The organism is Arsukibacterium ikkense (assembly GCF_000987775.1).
Lineage (GTDB): Bacteria > Pseudomonadota > Gammaproteobacteria > Enterobacterales > Alteromonadaceae > Alishewanella > Alishewanella ikkense.
This window is the reverse complement of sequence record NZ_LAHO01000002.1, coordinates 278,234-303,784: the sequence shown is the minus strand read 5'-3', so window position 1 is coordinate 303,784 and position 25,551 is coordinate 278,234. Positions and strand designations below refer to the sequence as shown.

24 protein-coding genes are annotated in these 25,551 nt (G+C 46.4%); all 24 read left to right on the top strand.

From position 1 onward, the window contains the following. Positions 1–573, top strand: a complete 573-nt coding sequence (locus tag WG68_RS03380; RefSeq protein ID WP_046556233.1) for an acyltransferase — start codon at positions 1–3, stop codon at positions 571–573. Beyond that, a complete protein-coding gene (rffA, locus tag WG68_RS03375; RefSeq protein ID WP_046556232.1) occupies positions 560–1,690 on the top strand; it encodes a dTDP-4-amino-4,6-dideoxygalactose transaminase in 1,131 nt (376 codons plus the stop codon). Before WG68_RS03380 ends, rffA begins: the two co-directional genes overlap by 14 nt. Beyond that, positions 1,687–3,093 carry an oligosaccharide flippase family protein gene (locus tag WG68_RS03370; protein ID WP_046556231.1) on the top strand — a complete coding sequence of 469 codons (1,407 nt, stop codon included), beginning with the start codon at positions 1,687–1,689 and terminating at the stop codon, positions 3,091–3,093. Before rffA ends, WG68_RS03370 begins: the two co-directional genes overlap by 4 nt. A 2-nt stretch (positions 3,094–3,095) precedes the next feature. Then, entirely contained in the window at positions 3,096–4,385 is a 1,290-nt protein-coding gene (locus WG68_RS03365; RefSeq protein ID WP_052748937.1) for a glycosyltransferase family protein, read from the top strand. A gap of 8 nt (positions 4,386–4,393) precedes the next feature. After that, positions 4,394–5,335: an EpsG family protein gene (locus tag WG68_RS03360; RefSeq protein WP_083981783.1), complete on the top strand. Its 942-nt coding sequence runs from the start codon at positions 4,394–4,396 to the stop codon at positions 5,333–5,335. A gap of 202 nt (positions 5,336–5,537) precedes the next feature. Beyond that, complete coding sequence (gene asnB, locus WG68_RS03355) at positions 5,538–7,493, top strand: asparagine synthase (glutamine-hydrolyzing) (protein WP_324292072.1); 1,956 nt, start codon at positions 5,538–5,540, stop codon at positions 7,491–7,493. Positions 7,494–7,800: 307 nt separating this feature from the next. Next, entirely contained in the window at positions 7,801–8,922 is a 1,122-nt protein-coding gene (locus WG68_RS03350; protein ID WP_046556229.1) for a glycosyltransferase family 4 protein, read from the top strand. Positions 8,923–9,046: 124 nt separating this feature from the next. Then, complete coding sequence (locus tag WG68_RS03345) at positions 9,047–10,201, top strand: glycosyltransferase family 4 protein (RefSeq protein WP_161796347.1); 1,155 nt, start codon at positions 9,047–9,049, stop codon at positions 10,199–10,201. Then, positions 10,198–11,154 carry a UDP-glucose 4-epimerase family protein gene (locus WG68_RS03340; RefSeq protein ID WP_046556227.1) on the top strand — a complete coding sequence of 319 codons (957 nt, stop codon included), beginning with the start codon at positions 10,198–10,200 and terminating at the stop codon, positions 11,152–11,154. Before WG68_RS03345 ends, WG68_RS03340 begins: the two co-directional genes overlap by 4 nt. Continuing rightward, positions 11,148–11,705: a sugar transferase gene (locus WG68_RS03335; RefSeq protein WP_046556226.1), complete on the top strand. Its 558-nt coding sequence runs from the start codon at positions 11,148–11,150 to the stop codon at positions 11,703–11,705. The genes WG68_RS03340 and WG68_RS03335 overlap by 7 nt, the downstream gene beginning before the upstream one ends. Before the next feature lie 177 nt (positions 11,706–11,882). Continuing rightward, a complete protein-coding gene (locus tag WG68_RS03330; protein WP_052748935.1) occupies positions 11,883–12,764 on the top strand; it encodes a glycosyltransferase in 882 nt (293 codons plus the stop codon). Continuing rightward, on the top strand, positions 12,761–13,639 hold the full coding sequence (locus tag WG68_RS03325; RefSeq protein WP_046556225.1) for a glycosyltransferase family protein: 879 nt from the start codon (positions 12,761–12,763) through the stop codon (positions 13,637–13,639). Before WG68_RS03330 ends, WG68_RS03325 begins: the two co-directional genes overlap by 4 nt. Positions 13,640–13,734: 95 nt before the next feature. Beyond that, complete coding sequence (gene gspG, locus WG68_RS03320; protein WP_046556224.1) at positions 13,735–14,136, top strand: type II secretion system major pseudopilin GspG; 402 nt, start codon at positions 13,735–13,737, stop codon at positions 14,134–14,136. Further along, positions 14,133–15,800 carry a GspE/PulE family protein gene (locus WG68_RS03315; protein WP_046556223.1) on the top strand — a complete coding sequence of 556 codons (1,668 nt, stop codon included), beginning with the start codon at positions 14,133–14,135 and terminating at the stop codon, positions 15,798–15,800. Before gspG ends, WG68_RS03315 begins: the two co-directional genes overlap by 4 nt. After that, positions 15,800–16,996, top strand: a complete 1,197-nt coding sequence (locus WG68_RS03310; RefSeq protein ID WP_046556222.1) for a type II secretion system F family protein — start codon at positions 15,800–15,802, stop codon at positions 16,994–16,996. Before WG68_RS03315 ends, WG68_RS03310 begins: the two co-directional genes overlap by 1 nt. Before the next feature lie 15 nt (positions 16,997–17,011). Then, entirely contained in the window at positions 17,012–17,413 is a 402-nt protein-coding gene (locus tag WG68_RS19010; RefSeq protein ID WP_052748934.1) for a pilus assembly FimT family protein, read from the top strand. Continuing rightward, complete coding sequence (locus tag WG68_RS03300) at positions 17,403–17,831, top strand: PilW family protein (RefSeq protein WP_046556221.1); 429 nt, start codon at positions 17,403–17,405, stop codon at positions 17,829–17,831. The genes WG68_RS19010 and WG68_RS03300 overlap by 11 nt, the downstream gene beginning before the upstream one ends. Then, the gene (locus WG68_RS03295; protein WP_046556220.1) at positions 17,828–18,502 is read left to right on the top strand and encodes a prepilin-type N-terminal cleavage/methylation domain-containing protein; all 675 of its coding nucleotides are present in this window, start codon (positions 17,828–17,830) and stop codon (positions 18,500–18,502) included. The genes WG68_RS03300 and WG68_RS03295 overlap by 4 nt, the downstream gene beginning before the upstream one ends. Further along, positions 18,492–19,358, top strand: coding sequence for a type II secretion system protein GspK (locus WG68_RS03290; RefSeq protein WP_161796346.1), 867 nt, complete (start codon positions 18,492–18,494; stop codon positions 19,356–19,358). The genes WG68_RS03295 and WG68_RS03290 overlap by 11 nt, the downstream gene beginning before the upstream one ends. A gap of 14 nt (positions 19,359–19,372) precedes the next feature. After that, positions 19,373–20,479, top strand: coding sequence for a hypothetical protein (locus tag WG68_RS03285; RefSeq protein WP_046556218.1), 1,107 nt, complete (start codon positions 19,373–19,375; stop codon positions 20,477–20,479). Further along, positions 20,476–21,039: a hypothetical protein gene (locus WG68_RS03280; protein ID WP_046556217.1), complete on the top strand. Its 564-nt coding sequence runs from the start codon at positions 20,476–20,478 to the stop codon at positions 21,037–21,039. Before WG68_RS03285 ends, WG68_RS03280 begins: the two co-directional genes overlap by 4 nt. After that, complete coding sequence (locus WG68_RS03275; RefSeq protein ID WP_046556216.1) at positions 21,036–21,608, top strand: hypothetical protein; 573 nt, start codon at positions 21,036–21,038, stop codon at positions 21,606–21,608. Before WG68_RS03280 ends, WG68_RS03275 begins: the two co-directional genes overlap by 4 nt. A gap of 78 nt (positions 21,609–21,686) precedes the next feature. After that, complete coding sequence (locus WG68_RS03270) at positions 21,687–23,705, top strand: secretin N-terminal domain-containing protein (RefSeq protein ID WP_052748933.1); 2,019 nt, start codon at positions 21,687–21,689, stop codon at positions 23,703–23,705. Between the two features lie 399 nt (positions 23,706–24,104). After that, a complete protein-coding gene (locus tag WG68_RS03265; protein WP_046556214.1) occupies positions 24,105–25,523 on the top strand; it encodes a hypothetical protein in 1,419 nt (472 codons plus the stop codon). The last annotated feature ends 28 nt before the right edge of the window (positions 25,524–25,551 follow it).

Sequence of the window (25,551 nt, the reverse complement as noted above, 5' to 3'; positions counted from 1 at the left end):
ATGGCATATTTAACCTCTGAACAGTTATCAGCATCTGGTTTTAAATCGGTTGGCGCTAACGTCAAAATTAGCGACAAGGCGGCTATTTATAATCCTGAACAAATTTCGATAGGTAATAATAGCCGTATCGACGATTTTTGTATTGTGTCAGGTAGCGTCACTATTGGCGATTATTGTCATATTACGCCTATGTGTCTTTTAGCTGGAGGCACGCCTGGCATCACGCTGGAAGATTTTTGCACCTTGGCTTATAGCGTAAAGGTATTTGCTCAATCTGATGATTATTCTGGCCAGAGCATGGTTAATTCACTGATACCGAAAAAATTTAAGAATGAATTTTTGGCACCGGTAACGTTATCCAGACAAACTATCATAGGCGCTGGTGCGATCATACTACCTGGTGTAGCAGTCGCTGAAGGCTGTTCAGTTGGTGCTATGTCTTTAGTCACACAGAGCACTCAGCCCTGGGGAATTTATGTCGGTATTCCGGCAAAGCGTTTGAAAGATCGAAAACGTGATTTACTAAAATTAGAGCAACAGTTTTTAAATGAGCAGAAAGATGATTCCATTTAACAAACCGCCATACACCGGCAATGAAGATCACTATGTATTGGCGGCGATGCGCAGCGACAAAATGAGCGGAGATGGCCAGTTTACTGTGTTGTGCCAAAAGTGGTTTGAGCAACAATTAGGTTGCAAAAAAACCTTATTGACGCCTTCGTGTACCCATGCGCTCGAAATGGCTGCTATTTTAATTGATATCAAGCCGGGGGATGAAGTCATCATGCCCAGTTATACCTTTGTCAGCACCGCTAACCCCTTTGTGCTTCGTGGCGCCAATATTGTTTTTGTCGATATTCGCCCGGATACCATGAATATTGATGAGAGCCTGATAGAAGCCGCCATTACTGATAAAACCAAAGCAATAGTGCCTGTGCATTATGCTGGTGTCAGCTGCGATATGGACGCCATTATGGCTATTGCTGATAGGCATAAGCTGTTCGTGGTTGAAGATGCGGCTCAGGCGATGCTGGCGTTCTATAACGATACCCCTGTTGGCATTAAAGGCCACCTGGCCGCATTCAGTTTTCATGAGACAAAAAATTTTACCAGCGGTGGCGAAGGCGGTTTACTGATCATCAATGATGAGCGGTTTGTGCAACGAGCAGAAATTATCAGAGAAAAAGGTACCAACCGCAGTTTATTTTTCCGGGGCATGGTAGACAAATATACCTGGATGGATGTGGGCAGCAGTTATCTGCCATCTGAGTTGCAGGCTGCATATTTATACAGCCAGCTACTGGATTCAACATTAATCAGTCAGCAAAGGCAGACTAGCTGGCAAAAGTACCACCAGGCTTTTGCTGAGCTAGAGCTTAACGGCTTCCTGACTAGGCCGGTAACACCGCAGAATTGCCAGCATAATGCCCATATGTATTACATTAAAGTTGCTGATTTAGATACAAGAACAGCCTTGTTATCACATTTAAAGCAATACGAAATTGGTGCGGTGTTTCATTATGTACCGCTTCATTCTGCAATTGCAGGGCAGAAGTTTGGAAGAATGCATGGTGAAGATAGTTATACCAGCATCGAGAGTGAGCGGTTAGTTCGATTACCACTTTATTTCAGTATTACTGAGCAAGAAATTGACCACGTTATTGCGAAGGTTAAGGGATTCTTTCGTTGAAATTGAAAACCCTTTTGGGCTATGCATCAGGCACAGCCGTAGGTGCGTTACTTAGTTTTATGACACTACCAGCTTTAGCGTGGGGTTTTTCCCAGGAGGATGTCGGCAAGATCGTAATGCTGCAAATTGCCTGCTCGTTAATTGCCGTTATTTTCAGCCTTGGGTTAGATCAATCCTATGTTCGCGAGTTTAATGAAGTTGATAACAAAGCTGCACTAGCTAAAACCTGTTTGCTACCTGGCTTCTGTTTACTGGTCGTGTTTTGCTTGCTGGCAATTATTTTTCAGCAGCCTCTGAGTCTACTCTTGCTAGGCACATCAGATAGCTATTTTTTTGCGATAGCTGTATTTTCTTTTTTTGTACTTTATTTCGAGCGGTTTTTCTCTGTGTTTATAAGAATGCAAGAGTGGGCTCTTGCATATGCTGTAACGAAAATATTGCCCAAGGCATTTTTTCTTACGTTTGTTGTGTCGACATATTTTTACACCCAACTCCAACCATTCAACATTCTTATAGTGATGCAGGCATTTAGCTGGCTGTTGGCGGTCATTGTTATGGCTACCTATTTGCGCAAAGTGCTTAAAAGTGCATTGCAGGCAAAAATTGCTGCCAGTAATCTAAAACCTCTGTTACATTTTGGACTGCCACTGGTTATAAATGGGGTGGCATTTTGGGGGCTAACCTATGTTGATAGACTAATGCTGGCGCATTACGCCTCTTTTGCTGAGGTAGGCTTATATGCCTTGGCTGCAGGCTTTGCTGGCATAGCTATGCTATTTCAGCAAATATTCGCCACCGTGTGGCATCCTACCATCTATCGTTGGGTCGCTGAGGGCGTGCAGCTTAGTAGGGTAAATATCATTTCTAATGCCTTACAGTTATTCTCATTTGTCTTAATCGCGCTGGTCGGGTGTTTTTCCTGGTTAATACCCTATGTATTACCTACAGAATACTTCGCAATAGAATTTATAATTGTTGCCTGCATAATACAGCCGTTGTTTATTATGATCTCTGAGGTATCGGGCATCGGCATTAGCGTGGCCCGCTCAACTAAATTTCTACCTGTCATTACACTAATATCATTACTGCTTAACGTTGCCCTTAATATCTGGCTTATCCCTCAATTTGGTGCCGCGGGCGCTGCCGTCTCCACCGCCATAGCAACCGGTGTATACTTGTTGCTGAAGACAGAGCTTTCAGTAAGGCTTTGGCAGGTGTTGCCTCGATTTAGGTTGTATCTGTGCGGATTCATCGCGTTGTCGGGTAGCGTTCTGCATGGGTTAGCAAACACACAATTTTCACTATATTTTGTCCTTATGTGGTTGGTCTTAGCGGTGCTGGTAGTGTGGGCATATAGAGAAGTTGTACCGCAACTCAGAATCATAAAGCGCGGGGTGTGTTAACTATGCTTTTTATCCACGGCTCGTTAGCAATGGGGGGCGTTGAAACTTTTTTTATGAGGATGGCAAAGCAAAGGGCATCCGAAGGTAAACGCACATTAATTATACTACTTTCCAATGAAGGCAAATGTGACAGTGGTCTGTTAGCAGAAGCAAGACAATATGCAACAGTGTTGTTTTTGAAAGATCTAACTTACTTACCTGGTTTTCTTGTGCAGTTTATACCCTTTCATCTTTCTTTGCTGCTGCCGTTGAAAGCAGGCATACAAACGCAATTGAGAGCGATCTCCCATGTGCATGTTTCCTGCGGTATATGCGCATTTTTTTATACTCATTTATCGCGATTCATGTCACCAGATGTCAAATTTACGCTTGGTCTTTACCATTCACTTGAGTTTTGTTGGGGAGCGGAGAGGTTACCTTATTTTGAACGTAAAAACAGAGAGCTGTTTTTCGATAAAGTTGACAAGAAAAGTATCATATTTTTCAATGAATCAATGGTTCCGTTTTATCAGAAATTTAGTGGGCAATCTTTTCAAGATGTGAATTTGTTTCCGCTTGGCGTTATCGACAAAGTAGCACCTTATATCCCTGCTTTTTGTGCTGAGAATAAAGTGCTGCGGCTCGTTTCAGTGGGCAGGCTTGTTGCGTTTAAAACTTATAACCTACATATGATCGATGTTGTCGCTAATTTGCGAGACCGCGGTATACCGCTAATTTACGATATCTACGGTGATGGCCCAATGCAACAGGACATGCAGCGAAAAATAAATGACTATGGCTTGGCGTCAGCGGTTACCCTCAAAGGACGGCTAAATTACAGCTGCTTTTCTGAGGTTGTCTCTTCCTATGATATTTTTATTGGCTCAGGCACGGCTATAGTACAGGCAGCCGGGCTTGGCGTCAGTGCGATTGTCGGTATCGAAAACGCCGAAGCCGCTGAGACCTATGGCTTTCTGGCTGATTTGCCCGGTTTTTCATACAACGAAGACGGTTTGTATGATAAAAGGCCGATAATAGATGTGATTGAAAAATTTTACAGCCTGGGCGATCAAGAGAGGATTGAGTTTTCAAACAAGCATGTCGACAAGGCGTTAGATTTTTCTATGGCAAAGTGTTCACTTAACTTCGATAGTACACCTTGTTCCACCTTAAACACTGACATTTGCAATCGTTATAACAGCGTTTTTTTCAGGTTGCGTTATTCGACCAGCTTTCTTTTTTCATCAGTCCTGGCGAAGTTAAAGGGGAGTTCGCTTTCTGAACAGGTTAGAGTGAACTCTGTGAGGGAGTAGGTAGCGGGATGAAATCGTTTCTCATTTTTTGTATAGCCTTTCTATACGCTGCTTTGCTCGCGTCATTCCCTATGGAAGGGGTAATGGACAGGGACAACTACCTGGAGATGGCCCGGGTATCCCCGCTAATTTTAGCTCGTCATTTGGGGCAGGGCATTCATTCACTGCTCGCCAACGAGCCGGTATGGTTGGCAATTAATTCTGCGCTGGGGTTAATGTTCGCCGATACGGTTGTTGTCAGAATAATCGTGTTTTTCAGCGCTTTTTCGGTGGCGTATTTACTGTTAAGACACAATCCCAAAAACTTTTTCTGGCTGATCCTGGTGCTTATTTTCCCGCACGTAATGAAGAATTTTATTGTTCATATACGCCAGGGTTTAGCGATAGCGTTATTTATGATTGGCTGGTTTAGCGTGGGGAACAAAAAACGGCTTTTCTTTATCGGCATATCGCCATTTGTGCATTCCAGCTTTTTTATTATTATCGCCATTTTACTCGGTGGTTGGGTGTTGAAAAAAATAAAAGCCGCGCCTGATATTAAGTTGCTACTGTATCTTTTCGTCTCGTTATCGCTGGCGTTGCTGGTTACGCAGTTAGCCTCATTGATAGGGGCACGTCAGGCCGATACCACTGCGATGATGGATGAGGCCACTTCTGGTATCGGTTTTTTATTTTGGAGCGCGATACTAGTTATATTATTGCTGCAAGGCCGGCGGTTTTTGCATCAATATACTGTGGCTACCGGCGTATTAATTTTTTATCTGGCGTCATACTTTTTTACTCCAATCGCCGGGCGCGTGTTTGAAAGTGGTATTCTGCTGGTGTTGCTGGCCGTGCTTGCTACAACAGGTTGGCGCAGGATTGCGGTTTTGACGATATTACTCGCATTTAATGCGGCGCTGATGCTGGTTAAATACACCCAACCTTTGATGGGCTACTCTGCAAGCTAATAAAAAAAATTAAGACTTAGAGTGATGGATTTTGATCTATTGCTATATATGATGGTGTTTGTTAGAAAGCAGATCTGATTTTTACCCTATTGATATTTCGTCTCCAGCGGCATGTGATTTTCGGGTTATCGCTACTGAGTAGATTAACGTTAACGAGTAGTATCGGGTGCTGACGTGTCACTTTACCGTAATTATGGAGTAAATAAAAATTTGCGGTTTTTCAGGTTTTATCAGCAAAGCAGCATTCCCGGTGGAAGCGGAGCGAATCCTGGTCGAAATGGGATTAGCTATTCAGAATCGTGGGCCCGATAGCAGTGGTCATTGGTTCGATGCTCAGTTCAGAATTGGCTTATCTCATAGACGTTTAGCGATAGTTGATTTGTCAGCTGCTGGTCAGCAGCCTATGCACTCATGTTCCGGGCGCTATATTATTGCCTTTAATGGTGAAATTTATAACCATGAAGAGCTTAGAGCTGAACTTGAAGCACTACTGCCAGGTAGGTTCTGGCGCGGACATTCAGATACTGAAACCTTGCTTGCGTCGATAGAGCAGTGGGGTTTGTTGCTGGCATTACAAAAATCGGTTGGGATGTTTTCCATAGCTTTATGGGATAACACTGCGCAGCAGTTGATGTTGGCCAGAGACAGATTTGGTGAAAAGCCCTTATATTTTGGTTGGAACAGCCCTGAGCAAGAGCATTTTATTTTTGCCTCGGAGTTGAAAAGCTTTCGGGCTCACCCTTTTTTTAAAGCGAAAATTGACAGTCAGTCTCTGACCCTTTTGCTTCGGCATAACTATATTCCAGCGCCTTATTCAGTGTACGAGGGTATTAAAAAATTACTACCTGGCACTATTCTCACTCTAAATAGCGGCGATTTTTCCAGTTCAACACAAGTTTATTGGTCTGCTAAAGAAGTAATGGAGCAAGCAGTTGCTTCAGAGCGGATCTCGTTGCAGGGTGATGTTAGTGAACAATTAGAATTATTGCTTAAACAGGCTGTTAAGCAGCAAATGATGGCCGATGTGCCATTAGGTGCGTTTTTATCCGGTGGTATCGACTCATCGTTAATTGTAGCGTTGATGCAGTCGCAATCTGAACGGCCAGTAAAAACGTTTTCTATTGGCTTTCACGAGAAAGCTTTTAACGAAGCTGAGTATGCTAAAGCGGTGGCTAAATATTTAGGTACAGAGCATACAGAATTATATGTTTCAGCTGATGACTCCCTGGCAGTTGTTTCCCAGCTAAGTGAGATATATGACGAGCCTTTCGCAGATGCTTCACAAATCCCAACGTATATAGTGTCACAAATGGCAAAACAGCATGTTACAGTGTCTTTGTCTGGTGATGGTGGTGATGAGCTTTTTTGTGGTTACAGCCGCTATCTGATGACAGAGCGAGTATGGTCGGCACTGAAAAAATGCCCATTTTTCTTGCGAAAAGCCGCTTCAAGGCTGATTTTGTTAGTGCCTGTAGCCTGGTGGAATCTTTGCAATGGCATGTTGCTGCGGCGCTGGCAAATGGCGAATTTGGGTGACAAGTTACACAAGGCTGCGGTTGTGATGACGGCTCGCAATGTCAACCAATTGTATTTAGCTTTAGTATCGCAATGGCATGATCCTGCATCTGTTGTGCATAATGCTGTTGAACCACATACCCTACTAAATGGCGCTGAAAACGGCTTAACAATACCCGATGCGATAGAGCGGATGATGGCACTAGATAGCCTTACCTACTTAACAGACGATATTTTAGTAAAAGTTGACCGCGCTGCTATGGCGGCATCACTGGAGACCAGAGTGCCTTTTTTAGATCATAGAGTATTTGAGTATGCCTGGTCATTAGCGAAGGCAGCCAAGTTACACCGGACACAAACTAAATACTGCCTAAAGCAAATTTTATATCGACACATACCCAAGGCATTGATTAAACGTCCTAAAATGGGGTTTGCTGTACCAATTGATCAATGGTTGCGAGGGCCTTTAAAAGAATGGGCCAGTGAGTTGCTTGACTACGAAACATTACAGCGTCAAGGCTTAATGGATGCATTAAAAGTGACCACGTTGTGGCAAGAACACGTGTCGGGTAAGCGTAATTGGCAATATCAGTTATGGACAATTTTAATGTTCCAAAGCTGGTACAAGAAACATCATCTATGAAAAAAAGCTACTGCGGTTATATTTTCACCTGGAGATGGAAGGTTAATAAGTGGCTTAGTACTAACTTTATGTTTCTTTTTACCAGTGTATTTTTTATGATGCGCGTTGGAATATCACTACGTCGTTGTCTCGTATGCCGATGTTTGAGCATTACTCAGAGCAATAAATTAGAGTGCTGATTGAGATGTATGGTTAAAGTGAAGTGAGTAAATACCTGCCGACAGTATGTTTAAAGAAAAATTGTGTTTTGTGGCTTAATGAGAAGTCACATTAAAGATCGCGGTATGAGTGCTGTGATGAGGATGAAATGTTAACAATAGTTCATATTATCAATGGATTGGAAAGCGGAGGTGCTGAAGCATCCATGTTCAATCTGTGTACTTATGACAAAGATAACAAGCATATTGTTATCTCACTTGTTGATGAAGGGCGTTACTATAAGCTATTAACAGAGCACGGTATCGAGGTTCACTGCATTGATTTAAAAGGAAAAGGTTGGTTAATAGCTAAGCTTTATCACTTATATAAACTACTCAGGAGTATTAAGCCTGATGTTGTGCAGACCTGGATGTATCATTCAGACCTGATAGGGGGAGTAATAGCGCGTTTGGCTGGTGTAAAAAAAGTGTTTTGGGGCATCCGAAATAGCATACTTACGCCGAAGTTAAGTAAACGTTCTACAATTTTCGTCTCGCGCATATGTTCAGTTCTGAGTTATGTTATTCCGTACAAAATCATCTGCTGCGCCGATAAGGCGCTAACGGTGCATGCTAAGCTCGGTTATCGAAAATCGAGAATGGAAGTGATTAATAATGGTTATGTGTTGTCTAAATTTAGCAACAATCCTGATTTGGCAACTGATTTTCTCGCTGAAGTAAAGCACACTGAAACCGACGTTTTGTTGGGTTGTGTGGGGCGTTTTGATCCGAATAAAGATCATAAAAACCTGTTAGATGCTTTGGCAATAGTTAAATCGCGTGGGATTGCTTTTCGTTGTTGCCTGGTAGGCAATCAGATGACAACAGAAAACTCACAGCTTATGGCCTGGATAAGAGAAAATGGTCTCGAGCAGCACATTATTCTACTAGGGCTGCGCAGTGATATTCCGGCAATTATGAATGCGCTGGATATCCATATCCTATCTTCTGTCGCCGAGGCGTTTCCTAACGTAATATGTGAAGCGATGGCTTGTGGCACACCTTGTGTCAGTACTGATGTTGGTGATGCCGCTATTATTGTTGCTGATACGGGGTGGGTGGTGCCAGCAGAAAATGCTGCGGAGTTATCAAACGCGCTAATAGCCGCCATTGCCGCGCGCGGCGACAAACTTGAGTGGCAAAAACGCAGCGCTGCGTGCCGTGACAGAATCGTCGTTAATTTTAGTTTAGATAGGATGGTGTCTGCTTACCAGCGAACTTGGACTAGCTAGGTGATGTAAAATCAACTCTGTCCGAAACTGCAAATAGAATAGCTGGTTTCAGTTGGAAATCTATTGTTTATCTGGGCGTGAGGCAGCTGCTTGATGCAGTGTTCTCATGTTTTGGAGCTGTACTTTGAAAATTATTTTCTTTTGCAATGATTTACCTTTTTTCGTAAATCATTTCTCTACCCTTGCAAGGCGGACGCATGAAAAAGGCTATGATGTTATCGTTTTGGCAGGAGGAGCAACGCCTGAAGCAGTGCATTCTGTTGAACGTTTAGGTTGCAGGCTGATACAACTTAATATTTCTCGCAGTGGTACTAACCCTTGGCAGGAATTGGCGGCTTTTCGGCAGATTTGGCAGGTTATTCGTGCGGAAAATCCCGATATTATGCAACTGCTTACAATAAAACCTTGTATATACGGTGGTATAGCTGCCAGATTCTTAAAAGTTCCTAAAGTTGTTGGAACTGTTACTGGACTCGGTTACACCTTTTCCGGTAGTACACTAAAAGCGATTATCAGAAAAAATATGCTGTTATTTCTATATCGATTTGCTTTTGGCGGCAGTAGGCGCGATGTAAAGTTAGTGTTTGAGAATCTTGATGACAAAAGTTTTTTCGAACAGTCAAAGGTGATTTTGCCCGCGCAGACAAGTCGCGTTTGGGGGGCGGGTGTCGATCTAAAACGTTTTTCATTCAAGAGTCAGCATCCCATAGCAGCTAGCGATAAAGTGTTTAGGGTTGTATTACCATCAAGAATGTTAAAAGATAAAGGTATATTAGAATTTATAGCTGCTGCTGACATCTTGAAAAATAAAGGAGCTCCTGTAGAAATGGTCCTTGTTGGGGGCACTGATTCTGCAAATCCAGCCAGCCTTAAAAATGAGGACATAATGCAATGGGTAGACCGCGGTGTTATTACTTGGCTTGGCTACAGGAACGATATGCCAGAACAGTTGCAACAAGCTGATATCGTATGTTTGCCTTCATATCGGGAGGGCATGCCAAAAGTAATACTCGAAGCTATGGCATGTGGTAAAGCAATAATTACCACCAATGTGCCAGGTTGTAGAGAGGCAATAGAACCTTTGGTTCATGGATTAATTGTACCTGCTGCAGATAGCGCAGCGTTAGCTGCTGCCATAGTTCAGCTCGTAGAAAACCCGAAACAACTCGAGATGATGGGGCATGCTGCGCGACAGCGTGCAACAATGCTTTTCGCTGATACGATGATTGCCGATAATTATTTATCCTTGTATGAAGTATCTGCGGGGTTTGGCTCATGAGCGGGAAAGTGTCTTTGCTTATTTCCGGAGCATCCGGTTTCGTTGGCAAACAGCTTCTAAATCAACTAACAAAATTTGAGGCTTATACTTTTAACTGTGCAGTGAGGGCCGAGAATAGTAATGTACCGTTTCCCGTTGTAATTAGATCTATTGACACGAATACTAATTGGAGTTCTGCGCTTGAAGGCAAGCAGGTTGTTTTACATATGGCCGGCAGAGCGCACATCATGCGTGATGATTCAACAGATCCATTAACTGAATATCGCAAGGTAAATGTAGCTGGAACACTTAATCTTGCCCGGCAGGCTGCGGCGTCAGGAGTAAAACGCTTTATTTTTATCAGTTCAGTAAAAGTAAATGGTGAAGCTACTGCGCCAGCCACACTATTCAAGCATGACGATGAGCCCCAGCCGCAAGATTTTTACGGTGTATCTAAAGCAGAAGCTGAAGCCGGTTTAAAACAGCTGGCTGCCGAAACAGGCATGGAAATTGTTATTATCCGCCCGCCTTTGGTTTACGGGCCCGGCGTAAAAGCTAACTTCGCCACTATGTTAAAGTGGGCACAGAAAAACTTACCGCTGCCGTTTGGTGCTATCCACAATAGGCGCAGTATGGTAGCGCTGGATAACCTGGTTGATCTTATTATTACCTGTATCAGCCATCCTAATGCGGCTAACCAGACGTTTTTGGTTAGTGATGACCAGGATATTTCCACTACTGAATTGCTGCAAATGATGACACGAGCGGCGGGTAAAAAACCCAGATTACTGCCTGTCCCGGTTAGCTGGTTAAAACTGGCGGGTAAATTGACTGGTAAGCAAGCGGTAATAGATCGCTTATCTGGTAATTTGCAGGTAGATATTGAGCATACTAAAAATACCCTGAGCTGGAGCCCACCGGTTTCGGTGGAAGAGGGGATTAAGCGCTGTTTTACTAAAGAGGATCTATGTTAATTCGGTTATTAGATATTATTTTCGCCTTTTTCGGTCTGGTAGTTGGCTTGCCGGTATTGCTTATTCTTACCCTGATTGGCTTGTTCGACACCGGCTCGCCAATATTCCGGCAGCAGCGGGTAGGCCGGCATAAAAAGCCCTTTACCCTGGTAAAGTTTCGTACCATGCGCCCGGATACTGCCCATGTTGCCAGCCATTTGGCCAGTAGTAGCGCCATTACGCCTTTTGGCGGCTTTTTGCGTAAAACAAAATTAGATGAATTGCCGCAGCTATGGAATGTGCTGTGGGGCGATATGAGCCTGGTGGGGCCACGGCCATGCTTATTTAACCAGCAGGAACTTATCGATGAGCGCGAGCAGCGTGGTGTGTTAAATGCCCGCCCGGGCATTACCGGTCTGGCGCAGGTTAATGATATTGATATGTCGACGCCGGTGTTGCTGGCACAAACCGATGCACAAATGTTGCAAAGCCTGACCCTGGCCAATTATTTTAAGTATATTCTGATGACCGTTGCCGGCAAGGGCAGTGGCGACAGGGTTAAAAAAGATTAACCACAATTTATTTGGAAAGAGTGCAATGAATTTTCTGGTCACCGGCGCCGCAGGTTTTATCGGCTCGTTTGTTTGTCAGCGCATATTCGAGTTGGCTCCAAAGCAGTTTGTTAGCTGGTATCGTGGTTACTACCAGTGTTAAACCCTAATTTGTTATTCAGAGCGGTAAATTAAGCTATGGCTTTGCCGGAACAGCAGCCGTTAGTCACGGTATACATTGCCACCCATAATCGCCCAGAGCTGTTAGCCAGGGCGATCAGCAGCTGCGTGGCACAAACCTATCCGCATCTGGAAATTATTGTGGTTGACGATGGCTCTGCTCCGCAGCAGGCACAGCTAAACCAACAGTTACTGCTGGAGTACCCGCAAATAAAATACCTGTATTTGCCGGTAGCCGGCGGTGCGCCAGTGGCCAGAAACACGGCTATTAAAATGGCCAGCGGCGAATTTATTACCGGCCTGGATGACGACGACGAATTTAAACCTGAGCGTATTAGTGAGCTGGTACAACACTGGTATAGCCGCACAGATTGCGCTTTTTTATGTACTGGCTATACCGTTATTACCGGCCAGCAGCGGTTGTTTAATTATGCCCGCCGTCCCAGACGCATTAATTATCAGCACCTGCTATATGCCAATGTGGTGGGTAATCAGCTTTTTACCTTAACCTCTTCGTTGCGCGCGATAGACGGCTTCGATGCTGCGCTGCCCAGTTGCCAGGATTACGATACCTGGCTGCGCCTGGCTGCTGCTTTTGGCAACGGCTACCGGATTGGCAGTTGTAGCTATATTCTGCATCAGGAGCATCAGGCCAACCGCATTTCAGACTCAAGCCGGCGCGAGCAAGGCTACCAGCTGTTATTGGAAAAGCACCGCAAGTTTATGACAGCTGCCCAGCTGGCCAGTCATCAGGTTAACTATGCGCTGCATAACAATACCACCTTTCCCTGGCGGGCCTTTTTTCGCCTGCCTTTAACGCAGTGCCTGCGGGTGCTTAAAACGTTAATGGTGCGCCGCGGCTGGAGCCTGGTATTATTCAGCAGAGGGTTTCCACGATGAAGTCGCTGTGCTTTGTGCATCAGTCCAAAGCCCAGTTGCCGGAACTGCAGGCGTATGCCGACTATTTCCGCCAGCGCTACCAGGTGGTAATTAATACGCCTGACGCTAATTTGCAGGGGTATGACATAGTCTGGTTTTTTATGGGCTATTTTCGTTATCAACCACAGCCACACCAGTTTATTGTGCACGAATATGCGTCGTTATCGACCCCACCTTTGGCTCGGCTGAAAGACCAGCTGAAACAACGGTTAAATAGCCGGCCTGACTTACGGGTATTTCAAAACCCTCACCAGAGTGAACTATTGAGCTTTACTGACGATGTACCGGTGCGCTACCGTGATATGGGGCTATCCAGCCACTTTATCAGCCAGCATAACAGCGAAAAAAAATGCGATGTTATTTACGCTGGCGCCATGGATAAAAGCCGTCAGCTGGAAAAAGCGCTGGACATTGTGCTAAAACTGCGGCCGCACGCCAGTATCTGGCTGGTTGGCCAGCCATCGGCCTATTTACAACAGCGTTATCAGCACTATGCCAATATCCGTTTTATGGGCCCGGTACCTAACAGCCAGATCCCGCAATTGCTAAATCAGGCCCGTTTTGGCCTTAATTACGTACCAGATGTGTATCCTTACAGCTTTCAAACGTCTACCAAACTGCTGGAATACGCCGCGTGCGGTTTGCCTGTTATTGGCAATAAAAATAGCTGGGTAACTCACTTTTTAAGCCAGCACCCCATGCAGTATCATGATGTGCACCAGCTTACTGCCTGGCCGCAACCACAAGCCGCTAACATTAGTGCGCAAACGCTGGCCGCCTGGAGTTGGCAACAGCGCATCGCCGATGCTGGCTTTGAAACTATTTTGCCCGGGTAATGTCCGACACTCCAGCGGCATCCTTGCTCAGCTAAAGGGCATACGGTAATATGCAACAGCATTGTAGTCAGGCAGTTTACAACACAGGATCACAGATGAAGGTTAAGTACACTCGCGGTTTTACGCTGATTGAGCTACTCATAGTTATTGTTATTTTGGGCTTACTGATGTCTTTAGTTGCGCCACAAATGTTTTCTAAAGTCAGTTCCAATAAAGGTAAAGTAGCAGCGGTGCAAATGGAAATGATTACCACCGCACTTAATACTTACCGGCTTGATGTTGGCCAGTATCCCGCCACCCTTGGCGAATTGCGTAGGTCAACCCACCCAAAATGGGACGGTCCTTATTTACCAAGAGATGTGCCACTGGACCCATGGGACAACCCCTATGTGTATGCTGTGCCGGGTACTAATGGTGAACCCTTCTCCTTAATGTCATACGGTCGCGATGGCGTACCAGGTGGCGAAGGTGAAGATGAGGATGTTATCTATCAATGACAGAGCCGCAAATCCTGCTGCAGGAACACTTCCAGATATCAACAACTGATATTGAAAAAGCTGTCGTATTTCAAAAAAAGTATGGTGGTCGTCTTGAGCAAATTCTGATTAATATGGGGGCGATGTCTGAAGATAGTTTGCCGCTTTATTTTTCCAACCTGCTGGATATTCCGTTACTGTCCGATGACATGTTGCAACAGGTGTCACCTGAGAGTTTGCAAAGTCATGATTTAAATTGCTTGCTTAGCCCGCACGACTGCTTTGTGCTGGCTCACGACGACACGAGCGGTAAGTATAGTGTCGCAATGCTCGACCCGTTGGCAGTAGCAGCGAATCAACAGCTGACAGAACGCAATGTTGCCGCTGACTTTTATGTTGCCACTCTACTGCAGGTTCAACTGTTGCGACAACATTATGCGCAAAACAGTTCGGCTCTGAATATTACTGACGATCTGATGAGCGACGTGGAAGAAGATCGCTTGCGTGAACTGGCAGGTGAAGCGCCTACCGTCAATTTGCTCAACTCATTAATTTCAAGAGCATTGCGTGCCAGAGCATCTGATATGCATCTGGAGCCGATGGGCAATCGCTATCGGGTAAGGTTCCGCATTGACGGAGTATTACAGGAGGCAGACTGGATCCCGCCACGCATGCGCTTACCTGTGGCATCACGTTTAAAAATTCTGTCTGGTATGGATATCGCCGAGAAACGCCGGCCGCAGGATGGCAAAATTGCCATGCGAATTTCCAATGAAGATCTGGATATCAGGGTGTCGTCTTTGCCGTTACATGATGGCGAAAGCATCGTAATGCGTTTTTTGCGTCAGGACTCAATAAATTACAGTATGGATGTACTGGGGCTGTCTGCGGATACCGAAGCCTTTATCCGCGAAGATATTAAAAAAACCTCTGGCGTTATTTTGTTAACCGGCCCCACCGGCTCCGGTAAAACCACCAGTTTGTATACCTTTTTAAATGCGATTAACGAGCCAGGTGTCAAAATTATTACCCTGGAAGATCCGGTTGAATACCAACTGGAAGGGGTTAATCAGGTACAGGTGCAATCGGCTATTGGTTTCGATTTTGCGGCTGGGCTGCGCAGTATCGTGCGCCAGGATCCTGACATTATTATGCTGGGTGAAATTCGTGATAAAGAAACGGCCCAAATTGCTATGCAATCTGCCCTGACCGGCCACCTGGTGTTTTCTACGGTGCATACCAACGATGCGCCCAGTGCTTACACCCGCCTGCTTGATTTAGGTGCTGAAGAGTACCTGCTCAACGCGGCCATCGTCTCTATTATTGCCCAGCGCCTGGTACGCAAGTTGTGTAGCCATTGTGCGGTGCCACATGCAGATGCGACAGCCGTAACGGCACGCTATGGCCTGGCAGCGTTATCAGCACAATACCAGCAAGCATTAAATTTACAGCAGGCAGTAGGGTGCGAAGCCTGTGCCCATACCGGTTATCGCGGCCGTATTGCGATTATTGAATATCTGCGCTGTGATGACGATATTAAATCACTACCTAAAGACGAAAACTTTCCGGTTGCGGCACGTAAGCTGAATATTGAGCGCGGCGGCAGAACCTTGCTGCAGGATGGCTTGCTTAAAGCTATTGTTGGCCAAACCACCATAGAAGAAGTTATCAGGGTAGCAGGCTGATGGCGCTGTTCGAATTTAAAGCTTATGACAACAGCGGTAATATTGTTAGTAGCGTGATAGACAGTGATAACCTGGAAAACGCGCAGCAACTGCTGCTTGGGCAGGGGCTGTTGCTGGTGTCTATCAAGCCTAAACAGGTTTCCTCGGCGTTAACCTTGTTTTCGTCAGATAAGCTATCGCTCAGCGAGCTGGAGTTTATTACCTCAGAGTTAGCATTATTGCTGCGCAGCGGCGTTAAAATTGACCGTTGTCTGCACATATTAAGTAAAGGCAAAGCTAATACTGTGTCTGGCCGTCTGTTAACTGAGCTGTCGGTTGCCGTAAAACGAGGCGAGTCGCTAACCGAGGCATTGTCTAAGCACAAACATTTTGATTCGCTATATATCAACCTGATAAAAATGGGTGAGGCCAGTGGCGAGTTGGCCGAGGTGTTTGCCGGTCTGGCGCGGGATTTAAAGTTTCGTAAAGAGCTACAGTCTAAAATTACCCAGGCACTGGTGTATCCCTCCGTGATCTTTGCCGTGTGCTTACTGGCAATTCTGTTCGTGTTTAACTATATAGTGCCGCAAATGTCGGGTATGTTCGACAACAGTGATAACTTACCGGTTTATACCACCTTACTGATTGGCGCCAGCAATTGGATGCAGCAATATCAATGGTGGCTGCTGCTAGGCATAGCTGCAGTGGCCGGCGCTATCAGGTTAGTAGCTAAAAAGGGTGTGTTTAACCAATGGCTGGATGAAAACCTGATAAAAATACCGGTTATTAAAAACGCTATTTTACAGATAGAACGGATCCGCTTTAATACCAGCATGGCATTAATGCTGGATGCCGGTGTGAAGCTCGATAATGCCATTGAACTGGCCGCCGGCACGGTAAAAAACAGCATTTTACGTAATACCGTAGCCGCCGCGCGCGCTAAAGTGAAACGCGGTGTCAGTTTAACTGAGGCCTTAAGTAATACGCCCATTTATCCGGATTTTTACTTGTCGTTATTAGAAGTGGGTGAAGAAAGCGGCCAGTTGTCATTGGTGTTTGAAGAAATTGCCAGCCGCAGCCGTAACGACTTCAGTAGCTGGACAACCAAAATCACCAGCCTGCTTGAACCCCTGATGATACTCTTTATGGGTGGCGTTGTCGGTTCAGTGGTGGTGGTGATGTTGCTCAGTATCATGTCTGTTAACGATACTTTCTAACACAGGCCGGCCCTAATGAAACCTGGTTTTACCCTGATAGAGCTGCTTATCGTTATCGTCTTACTGGGCATGGCTATTGCGCTGGTGGGGCCGTTAACGATAGAGCAGGTTGAAAACAGCCGGGCCAGAAATGAGCAGCAAAGTTTACAGCGCTGGTTGCAACAGCAAAGTTTTACCGCCTTTAGCCGCCAGCAACCTGCTGAGTTTTGGTTAGACGGCAAAGCTATTTTTACAGCCACTGCACCACAGGCCGAACCTGAGCTAATCGTTACGTTCAGTTACCTGTTTTTTGAACCCCAGGCACTTACTATTAATCAGAATGGCTATATGCAACCTGACACCCTGGCCGTATCTGTTAAAGGGCGTGTGCAACAACTGGATCTTTTTGCGCTACTGGCCGGTAAAAATGAACATTAAGGCCAACGCCAGGGGCTTTACCCTGATAGAAGTATTAATTGCTGCCATGATCCTGTTTACCGTGGTGGCAACTGTCAGCCAGGTATATCAGGCGGCAGCCACCTCCAGCATTAAAGCCAGCCGCTCGGTTGAATTGTCAGGGTTGGTGCCATTACTGGCCGACACCATTCAATTTAACTTACAGCAAGCTGATACTGCTCAAACCGTTACCCAGCAGGGCATAATTAACGACTACCAGTTTAGCTGGACGGCGACGGTGACCAATAAGGCTCCTCCACCACCACGCTATGAGTTTGAATCAGAGCGCTTTGTTACCCAGGATGACAAATTTTATTTGTGGCAGGTACAGTTAGAATTGCTAAAAGGCGATTACCAACAGCAGTATGAGTTTACTGCCCTTAGCTGGCAAGGGTTATGAAAGCAAAAGGCTTTACCCTGATAGAAGTGCTGCTGGCGATGATGTTGCTCAGCGTAGTGATGTATATTGGCAGCCTCAGTTTTTCTATTTTCAGCGACCGCTGGCAAAAAGAGCTGGGTGGCTTTAATGCCGATGTCAGCGACGCGCGTAAGTTATTACTTTTGCGCCAGGTGCTGCACGGTACGGCTAATTATCTGGCCCGAGACACCGATGCACGTGCCGCCTATCTGTTTTATGGTGATGCTCAGCAACTTATTTTTGTTACTAACGCTCCGGTGTTTAACACCGGCTACCAAGCCTGGGTAAGGCTAAGTGTTCATACGCTGGAATCCGGCCAGCAACAGCTACGATACGCAGAATACAGTTTTGCCGCTGCGCCATTGTTTACCGTTGGCGGGCAGCCCGCGCCGGATCACAGCCTGGTGCTGCTACAAAGCGACAATATCCGCTTTAACTATTTTGGCTGGCACAGCTTTGCAGCCAGAATTCGTTATACAGAGTCAGGTGAGGGCTCGCCAGGCTGGCAAGATGCTTACCGTGCTACAGAAATTGGTGTGATACCGTACGCGGTGAACCTTAGCTGGGGCCCGAATGAGCCAGTCATCTTTGCCTTACCACATGATAATCGTCACCGCCAATCCAGCATTTATGATGAACGCGATGAAGCCTAAGTACACTAAGCGCGGCGTGGCGCTGGTTCAGGTATTGTTTATTACCACCATCTTGTCGTTGATGGCGCTGCACTTTACCCTTACCAGCCGCCAGCAGGTGGCAATTGCTACCACCTTACAAGATAAAGTCAGTGCTGAACTGCAATTGTTAAACTGGAAAAACGAACTGCTATTTACCTTATTGTCGCAACCGGCAACCGGCAGTGTTGGCGCTGACAATACGGTGGCAACCCAAATTAGCCAACACTGGAATTTTCACGGTATGGCGTTTTCACCTGCCGATAATGTGCAAATTCGTCTGCAGGACATTGAAGGGTTACTGTCAATATCTATTGCAGGCAAGGACGCGGAGTTGCAGCAGTTGTTCAGTTATCTGCAACTACCTGAAGCAGATGCCGTGCGTATTATCTCTGAGCTGGCAGCACAACAAGATTTACCCTCTGTTATTCACCGGCCGCTGCGCGCCATTGCCGGACGGCAGATGTTTTTACAAAGCATCAGCGAGTTGCAGCAGTTGCCCGGTATCAGCGCTGAGCAGTATCGAACTGTAGCAGCGCTAACCACAAATTTGCAGGTAAGCAGGTTTAACCCGCTTAATGCCCCCGATGCTTTGCTGCGCGCCTTGCTGCTGCCTGATATTGCCAACGAGGTTATACGGCTGCGAAACACCAATGCGCTAACCGCGGCCAGCTACAGTGCTTTGGTCAGAATAGGCGATTACGAAAACTATTCATTTGTGCGGGGCGAGCGCTTGTTAATTGAGCTTGAGGTAACGCATGGCTCAGCGGTAGCTAAACGGCGCTTTATCTGTTACATTCGCCCTGAAAATCAATTTCCGCTTATCTGGTTGGACTAGACAAAGAAGTAGACATGCCAAGCTTAATATCCCGCCTTGTTAACGCTATTAAAAAGCTGCTGCTACGCCAGGTATCTTATCTGGATGCACAAGCATACCAACTAAGCGCAAAACATGGCCTGCTGGCTCAGCCGGCACTAACAGGCAAAATATTGCTGGTTAGCCGGCATGGTTATACTGAGCATATTCAGTGGCTACCGGTTACCCGTAGTGCCGAGGCCAAAAAGCTGGTTAAGTTTCAGCAAAGCAGCCGTGGTGAGGGCTGGTGTTATTGTATTGGTCAGCCGTTAAATGGTAAAACACCGGTGCTGTGGTATCAGTTTAAACCGCAGGTACTCGCCCATAATGCCTGGCTGTACCTGCCAGAAACCTTGTTACTGGCGCAACAATGTAGCACCGATGAAGTGCTTATTTACCAAACACCGGATAGTAACAACAACATCTTTGTCAGCCAAACTCATGCCGGTGCCGCGTCGGCACTTAAAGGCGGTATGTTGCAGTCAGCCATGCAGTTTATGCTGGCGCATGGTGGCAATGTGCAGCAAACCAGCACGCTTAGTGCCCCCGAACTTGCGCCGCGTTTATTACAGGCCCTGGGGCAACTGCACCGGCTGCCGTTAGCCGGTTTCGTTAATAAAGCCGCCTTTAAGCGCACTACTGGCCTGCATGCGCTATTGCGCTATGTCTGGCCAACCGTTGCCGGCATTACCTTATACTTACTGCTTGCCGATGCCTGGACCGGCCATTTGCAACAACAGAGCCGTCTGCAACTACAGCAAGCCAACCGGCAGGCCAATCAGCTGTTGATCCAGCGTGACGACATTGACAGCATGGTTAGTCGCTATCAGCAGTTGCAGCAGGTATTACCAGCGTCAGATAACCTGTTACAACTGTGGCAGGTATTAGCCCCTTTGTACCAGCAAACCATTACTGTTAGCCATGTGCAGCAACGCTTGCAGCAGGTAACCTTGCGTATCGAAGCGCCATCTGCCACTGAAGCCCTGCAATTGCTGATGCAGCAACCCGGGGTAGTGCAGGGTCGGTTAGAGGGTAATGTGCGTCGCCAGAATAACCGGGACTTGGCAACCGTCAGCTTTCAGTTGCAGCAGGAGGCACCATGAGCCAAGTATGGCAGCAATATAAAGGCTATATAATAGTGCTGCTAATCCTGTTGCTGGCCCGTTTTGTCTGGCAACCGCTGTGGCAAAGCCGGCAGGATAACTGGCAACAACTGCAATACAGTGAAAACGCCCGCCACAAGGCACAAGCGCTGCTAACCCTGGGTGATGACATGCAGCAAGCACAGCAACAAATACAAACACTGTTAGCCACGGCCGAAAGCAAGCTGGGTACAGCCAATGATCTAACCCGCTATAAACTGCAGATCCAGCAACAGCTCGAGCAGCTGTTTGCTACGCATCAGTTGCAAATTACCTTATCATCGTGGCGCGACGGTATCGCCGACAGCGGTATTCAAACCCTGGTGCTGGATTTGCGTTTTAGCGGCAAAGCAAAAAACTACCTGAAGCTATTACACCAATTACAACACAGTGCCATTATTCCCTCTATGGTGATTATTGAACAACAACTGACTATGCGTGCCCAAACGCCCGACAGTATGGGCACTGCCGACGGCAATATGTCACTAAGGCTGGCCGTAACGTCGCAGGAGGCCGAGTGAACACAGCCCGCGCCAAGGCCCTGCTAATAAAAACCTTACCCGTTGTGTTACTGGCGGCAGTGTTATTGTTAGTGGACATAGCCATTAACCGGCCTGATTCGGCAGCAGCAACATCTGATATGCTGCCGCGCCTGCCACAGGCCAGCCTCTCACCCAGTAGTAGCGCTGAAGCTGATGCCGTGCTGGCGCTGTACCAACAGTTTGATGCCCCTGCTGCCATAGTTGCAACAGATCCCGAACCAGCAACACAAGCTGGCCAGGGGTTAAGCCAGCAGCAGCAAGATGCCCAGCAAGGTTTGCTGCGCGCCCTGTATATTGACAATAAAATGTACCGGCTAACGGCCGTGGTTAATCAGCGCCAGGCTATAGCCAACCTGACAGTAACAGATGTGCAAGCCCCCAATGCGCCACCACAACGGCTGGCCTTGCAAAAGGGCGACACCCTGCACCAATATGAAGTAGTATCAGTAACGGCGCGGCGCATTACCTTCAGGCATCAGCAGCGTGAGCTGTGGCTGCAGTTATTTACGCCTGAGCCGGCAGACCCTGTTGCAAATAATTTGCCTTAATAGCCAGGCTGTATTTAAGCTGGTTTTTGCTCAGCCTGCTGCTTAGCAGCTAAGAATACACAGATAAATGGAACCACAATGAACAAACAATTTACGCTAAGCTTGTTAAGCTGTTTTATCCTGGCCGGCTGCGCTACCCAATCTGCTACGCAGAACTATAAGCTTAACGACTCCTACCTTAGGGGCGATGTTATTGTGCAGCCAGAGCAACAACAGTCTTCCGCCGAGCAAACAAGTGTTGGCAGTTCAGAGTCGTTCATTCGGGTGCCATCGTTAGTCTCGGCTACTCAGGGCTTTACCTCTGATAGTGCTATTGCTGACCGCTTTTCAAAAACCGAAACACTTACCATCGCTGCAGACAATATGCCCATAGTTGATTATCTGCATTACAGCTTTGGTGAGCTGTTAAAAACCAATTATATTCTGGGTGAGGGCTTGGCTAATCTGGCACCGGTTACCTTAAATGTGCAACAAAAAATCAGCCCGCAAAAACTATTCAGCTTAACCGAACAATTATTGCTGGAACGTGGCGTTGGTGTTAAGCGCCAGAACGATATGTTGTATATTTCAATGTTGCCCAAAAGCGGCAGCGACATTACCTCGGTAGGCTATGGCCGCGCAGCCGACACCGTACCAAATGCCCTGAACGTCAGGCAAATTGTGCCCTTACGTTTTATTATGAATACCAGCGCACTAGAGACTTTACGTGCTATCGCTAACGTTCAAACCGGGTTTGATAACGCCCAGGGTTTACTATTTTTAACCGGTGAGCGCCAGCAGGTTGTGCGCGCATTAGAATTGCTGGAGTTATTGGACTCGCCTAACAGTCGCAGCCGTAATGTCGGATTCTTAAAGCTAACCTACTTGTCATCCGAGCAGTTTGTCAGCTCTATTACCGAGTTGCTAACCAATGAAGGCATTATGTCGCCCGGTGGCGGCCGCGACAATCGGGTATCTTTTGTGCCGGTTAGTCAACTGGGGGCGGTGGCGGTGTTTGCCAGCGAAGCCGAGTTTATCACCCGTATTCAATATTGGGCAAAGCAGTTAGACAGGCCTAGCAGCGGTACTGAGCAGCAGTACTTTATTTATGCACCGCGTTATGCCAGAGCCTCTGATTTAGGCCAAAGTGTGTCAGCACTTATTTCCGGCCGTGCCGCAGCGCAGCGCAGTGTGGCACAAAGCAGCTCTGAGCAACGTTCCGCTCAAATTGAGAATCGTGCTGCGCAATTGGCAACCAGTGCTGAAAATGAAACCATGCGCATGGTAGTGGATGAACGCTCAAATACCTTGATATTTTATGCTTCAGGCACTGATTATCAAGCCATGTTGCCGTTAATTCAGCGCTTGGATGTGATGCCCAAGCAGGTGATGCTGGAGCTTACTATTGCTGAAGTTACCCTGACCGATGAATTTCGCTTTGGCGTAGATGCTGCTTTTAGCTCTGGTCGCTTTAATATATCCAACAGCTTTGGTGCGGCAGATATTGGTGGTTCAGTGCTGCGTTGGGCCAGTGGTATGAATACGGTTAATGCCCAGGCTTTTGAAACCAACCGCCTGGTAAATGTGTTATCTAAGCCCACCTTATTGGTGCGCGACGGCGTAAATGCCAATATTAATGTCGGCACGCAAATTCCTGTAGTGGGCAAAACCACTACCGACCCGGTTAATGGTACTACCCGTTCGGTCGAGTACCGCTTTGCGGGTATTGATGTTAGTGTCACACCTACTATTAATGCCCAGGGCGTGGTAATAATGAGCATTACCCAATCCAACAGTAACGAGGTGCCCGGTGGCAGCAGTGTTGAAGGTAACCCTCAGGTGTTCGAGCGCAGCATTCAAACTGAAGTAGTAGCCGAAAGCGGCCAAACCATAGTGCTGGGTGGCTTAATCAGCGAAAACCGCACCAGTAACAGCGATGGTTTGCCAGGCTTACATCGCATACCCTTTCTGGGTGCGTTATTTGGCACTAAAGCGCGCGAAAGCACTAAAACCGAGCTGGTAATAATGGTTACCCCAAGGGTAATAAACCGCTCTGACGAATGGGACGATATTAAGCGCCAGCTAACTGGTGCCCTGGAATTCCTGGTGTTGGAATAAAACACTTGCTTTTTCAGAAGCAGGTAAGTATGGTGTTTAACGTTTTAGTTAGTTAAAACATGTGGTTAAGCAGTAAACCAAGGCGCTTTCAGTCTGTATAAATGCAGAGTTTAAGTGGGTTTTTACTGCATGTTAATGGCTTAATCGGCTTTAAAATAACCAATAAAAGCCTGTTAAGGTTGTTAAACCGATAATTTAAGTCGATTTTGCATTATAAAGTTGACTTCTAGTATCGTTTACATAAACTAGGGCTCGGAAAGTTGAAGTAGAGGCGCGCGCCACAGGGCAGTCGTCCTTGGTTTAACTTTACAGCTCAGCTTTCTGTAGAAAGTAAAAAAAACAACTGGAACAATGTAGGATTGTGTTGTTCCAATTTCATGAAATTGGAGATTTAAACGTATGAAAAAGGTATTTAACGCCTCTTTAGTAGCAGCATCTATGGCTCTTGCCTTTGGTGCAAGCGCTGCTGATTTAACTATTTCTGCCCCAACTGTAATAACAACCGAAGCTGCTGCTGCAGGTGTTGCCGCTCCTGGTCAGGCGCAAACTATCCGTGTTTTAAACCGTGCTGAGCTGGTTCCAGGTGATAAAATCACTCTGACTTTCCCAATCGGTACTGTTTTAGCTGATCCAACACTTGCTGCTGACTTCAGTATTGACTACGGTAATGGTACTTTTACTTTTACAAATATTACTTGGACTCCTAGTACTGCTACAGTAGCTCCAAAGCTAGAGATGGAAGTGCAGTTAGGTAACCCGGTTATCGCTAACTCTGCATTTGACGTTATTTTCGCCGGTACTAACTTCGTACCGCGTGCTGGTAATGTAACTTACAAGGCCGTTGATGGTGTTTCTGGTGTTGCTAAAGATACCACTGGCAATAACTCAGCTGCATTAACTACCAGTGTTGCTCAGCGTACTGTTAGTGCTGTAACAGCTTTTGATGGTTTCGTTAACCGCTTAGATCGTGACGAGTACAATGATAAAGGTTCTGTATTCGCTGAAGTAAACGTGAAGCTGGCTACTGCCGGTGTTCAGGCTGTTGTGGCTTCTGAGACACTGGTTTTAAATGGTACTTTTAATGCTAACACCGTTGCGAATATCGCAATCTGTGCTGATGGAACTAAGCCAACTGCTACTTTTGGAGCGAACTTGGGAGCTTTAGCATGTGGTGCTCCTCCAGCTTTAGTTTCGGTAGCTGGTACGCTTTCTTGTAGTGCAGTTGCTCCGGCAGCTTGTGGTGCAAATGATGTACGTGACACTTTAACTTTCAACACTGCAACCATTGCTGCTGCAATCGCAGCTGGTAACGGCACGTTCGTTGTTAACTTCGGTACAACTGCGGGCAATGACATTGCTCTGACAGAAATTACCGCAACTCACCCTGTAGTTTACACAGGTGTTGCTCCGGTAACTAATCAGACCTTCAAATATTTAGATGCAGCAAGTGTTGGTAAAACTCGTTTAGATGCTTCTGTAGTAAACGTTCCTTACCTGCCAGTTGGCTACCCACAGTTCTCTACCACTGTTGAAGTATCTAACCTGGGCGCGACTGATGCTGAAATCATCTTGGAAGCAGTAGGTAAAACTGGCGTGAAATACGGCCCGGTTACTCTTGCTAAGAAAGCTGTTAAAAACGGTGTAACAACTGTATTTGAAAGCGACATGATGACTGCATTCGGTCTGGCTAAAGGTGATAACGAGAAGTTAAGCGTAACTTTCGTAATTGATGCAAACGCTGCTGATATCACTCTGGCTCCGTACTACCGCGAAGGTACTTCACGTATCAACGTAATCTCTGACCAGTACAAGAAGTAATTAACTCAGCCTAGGCTGATTAGTTAAC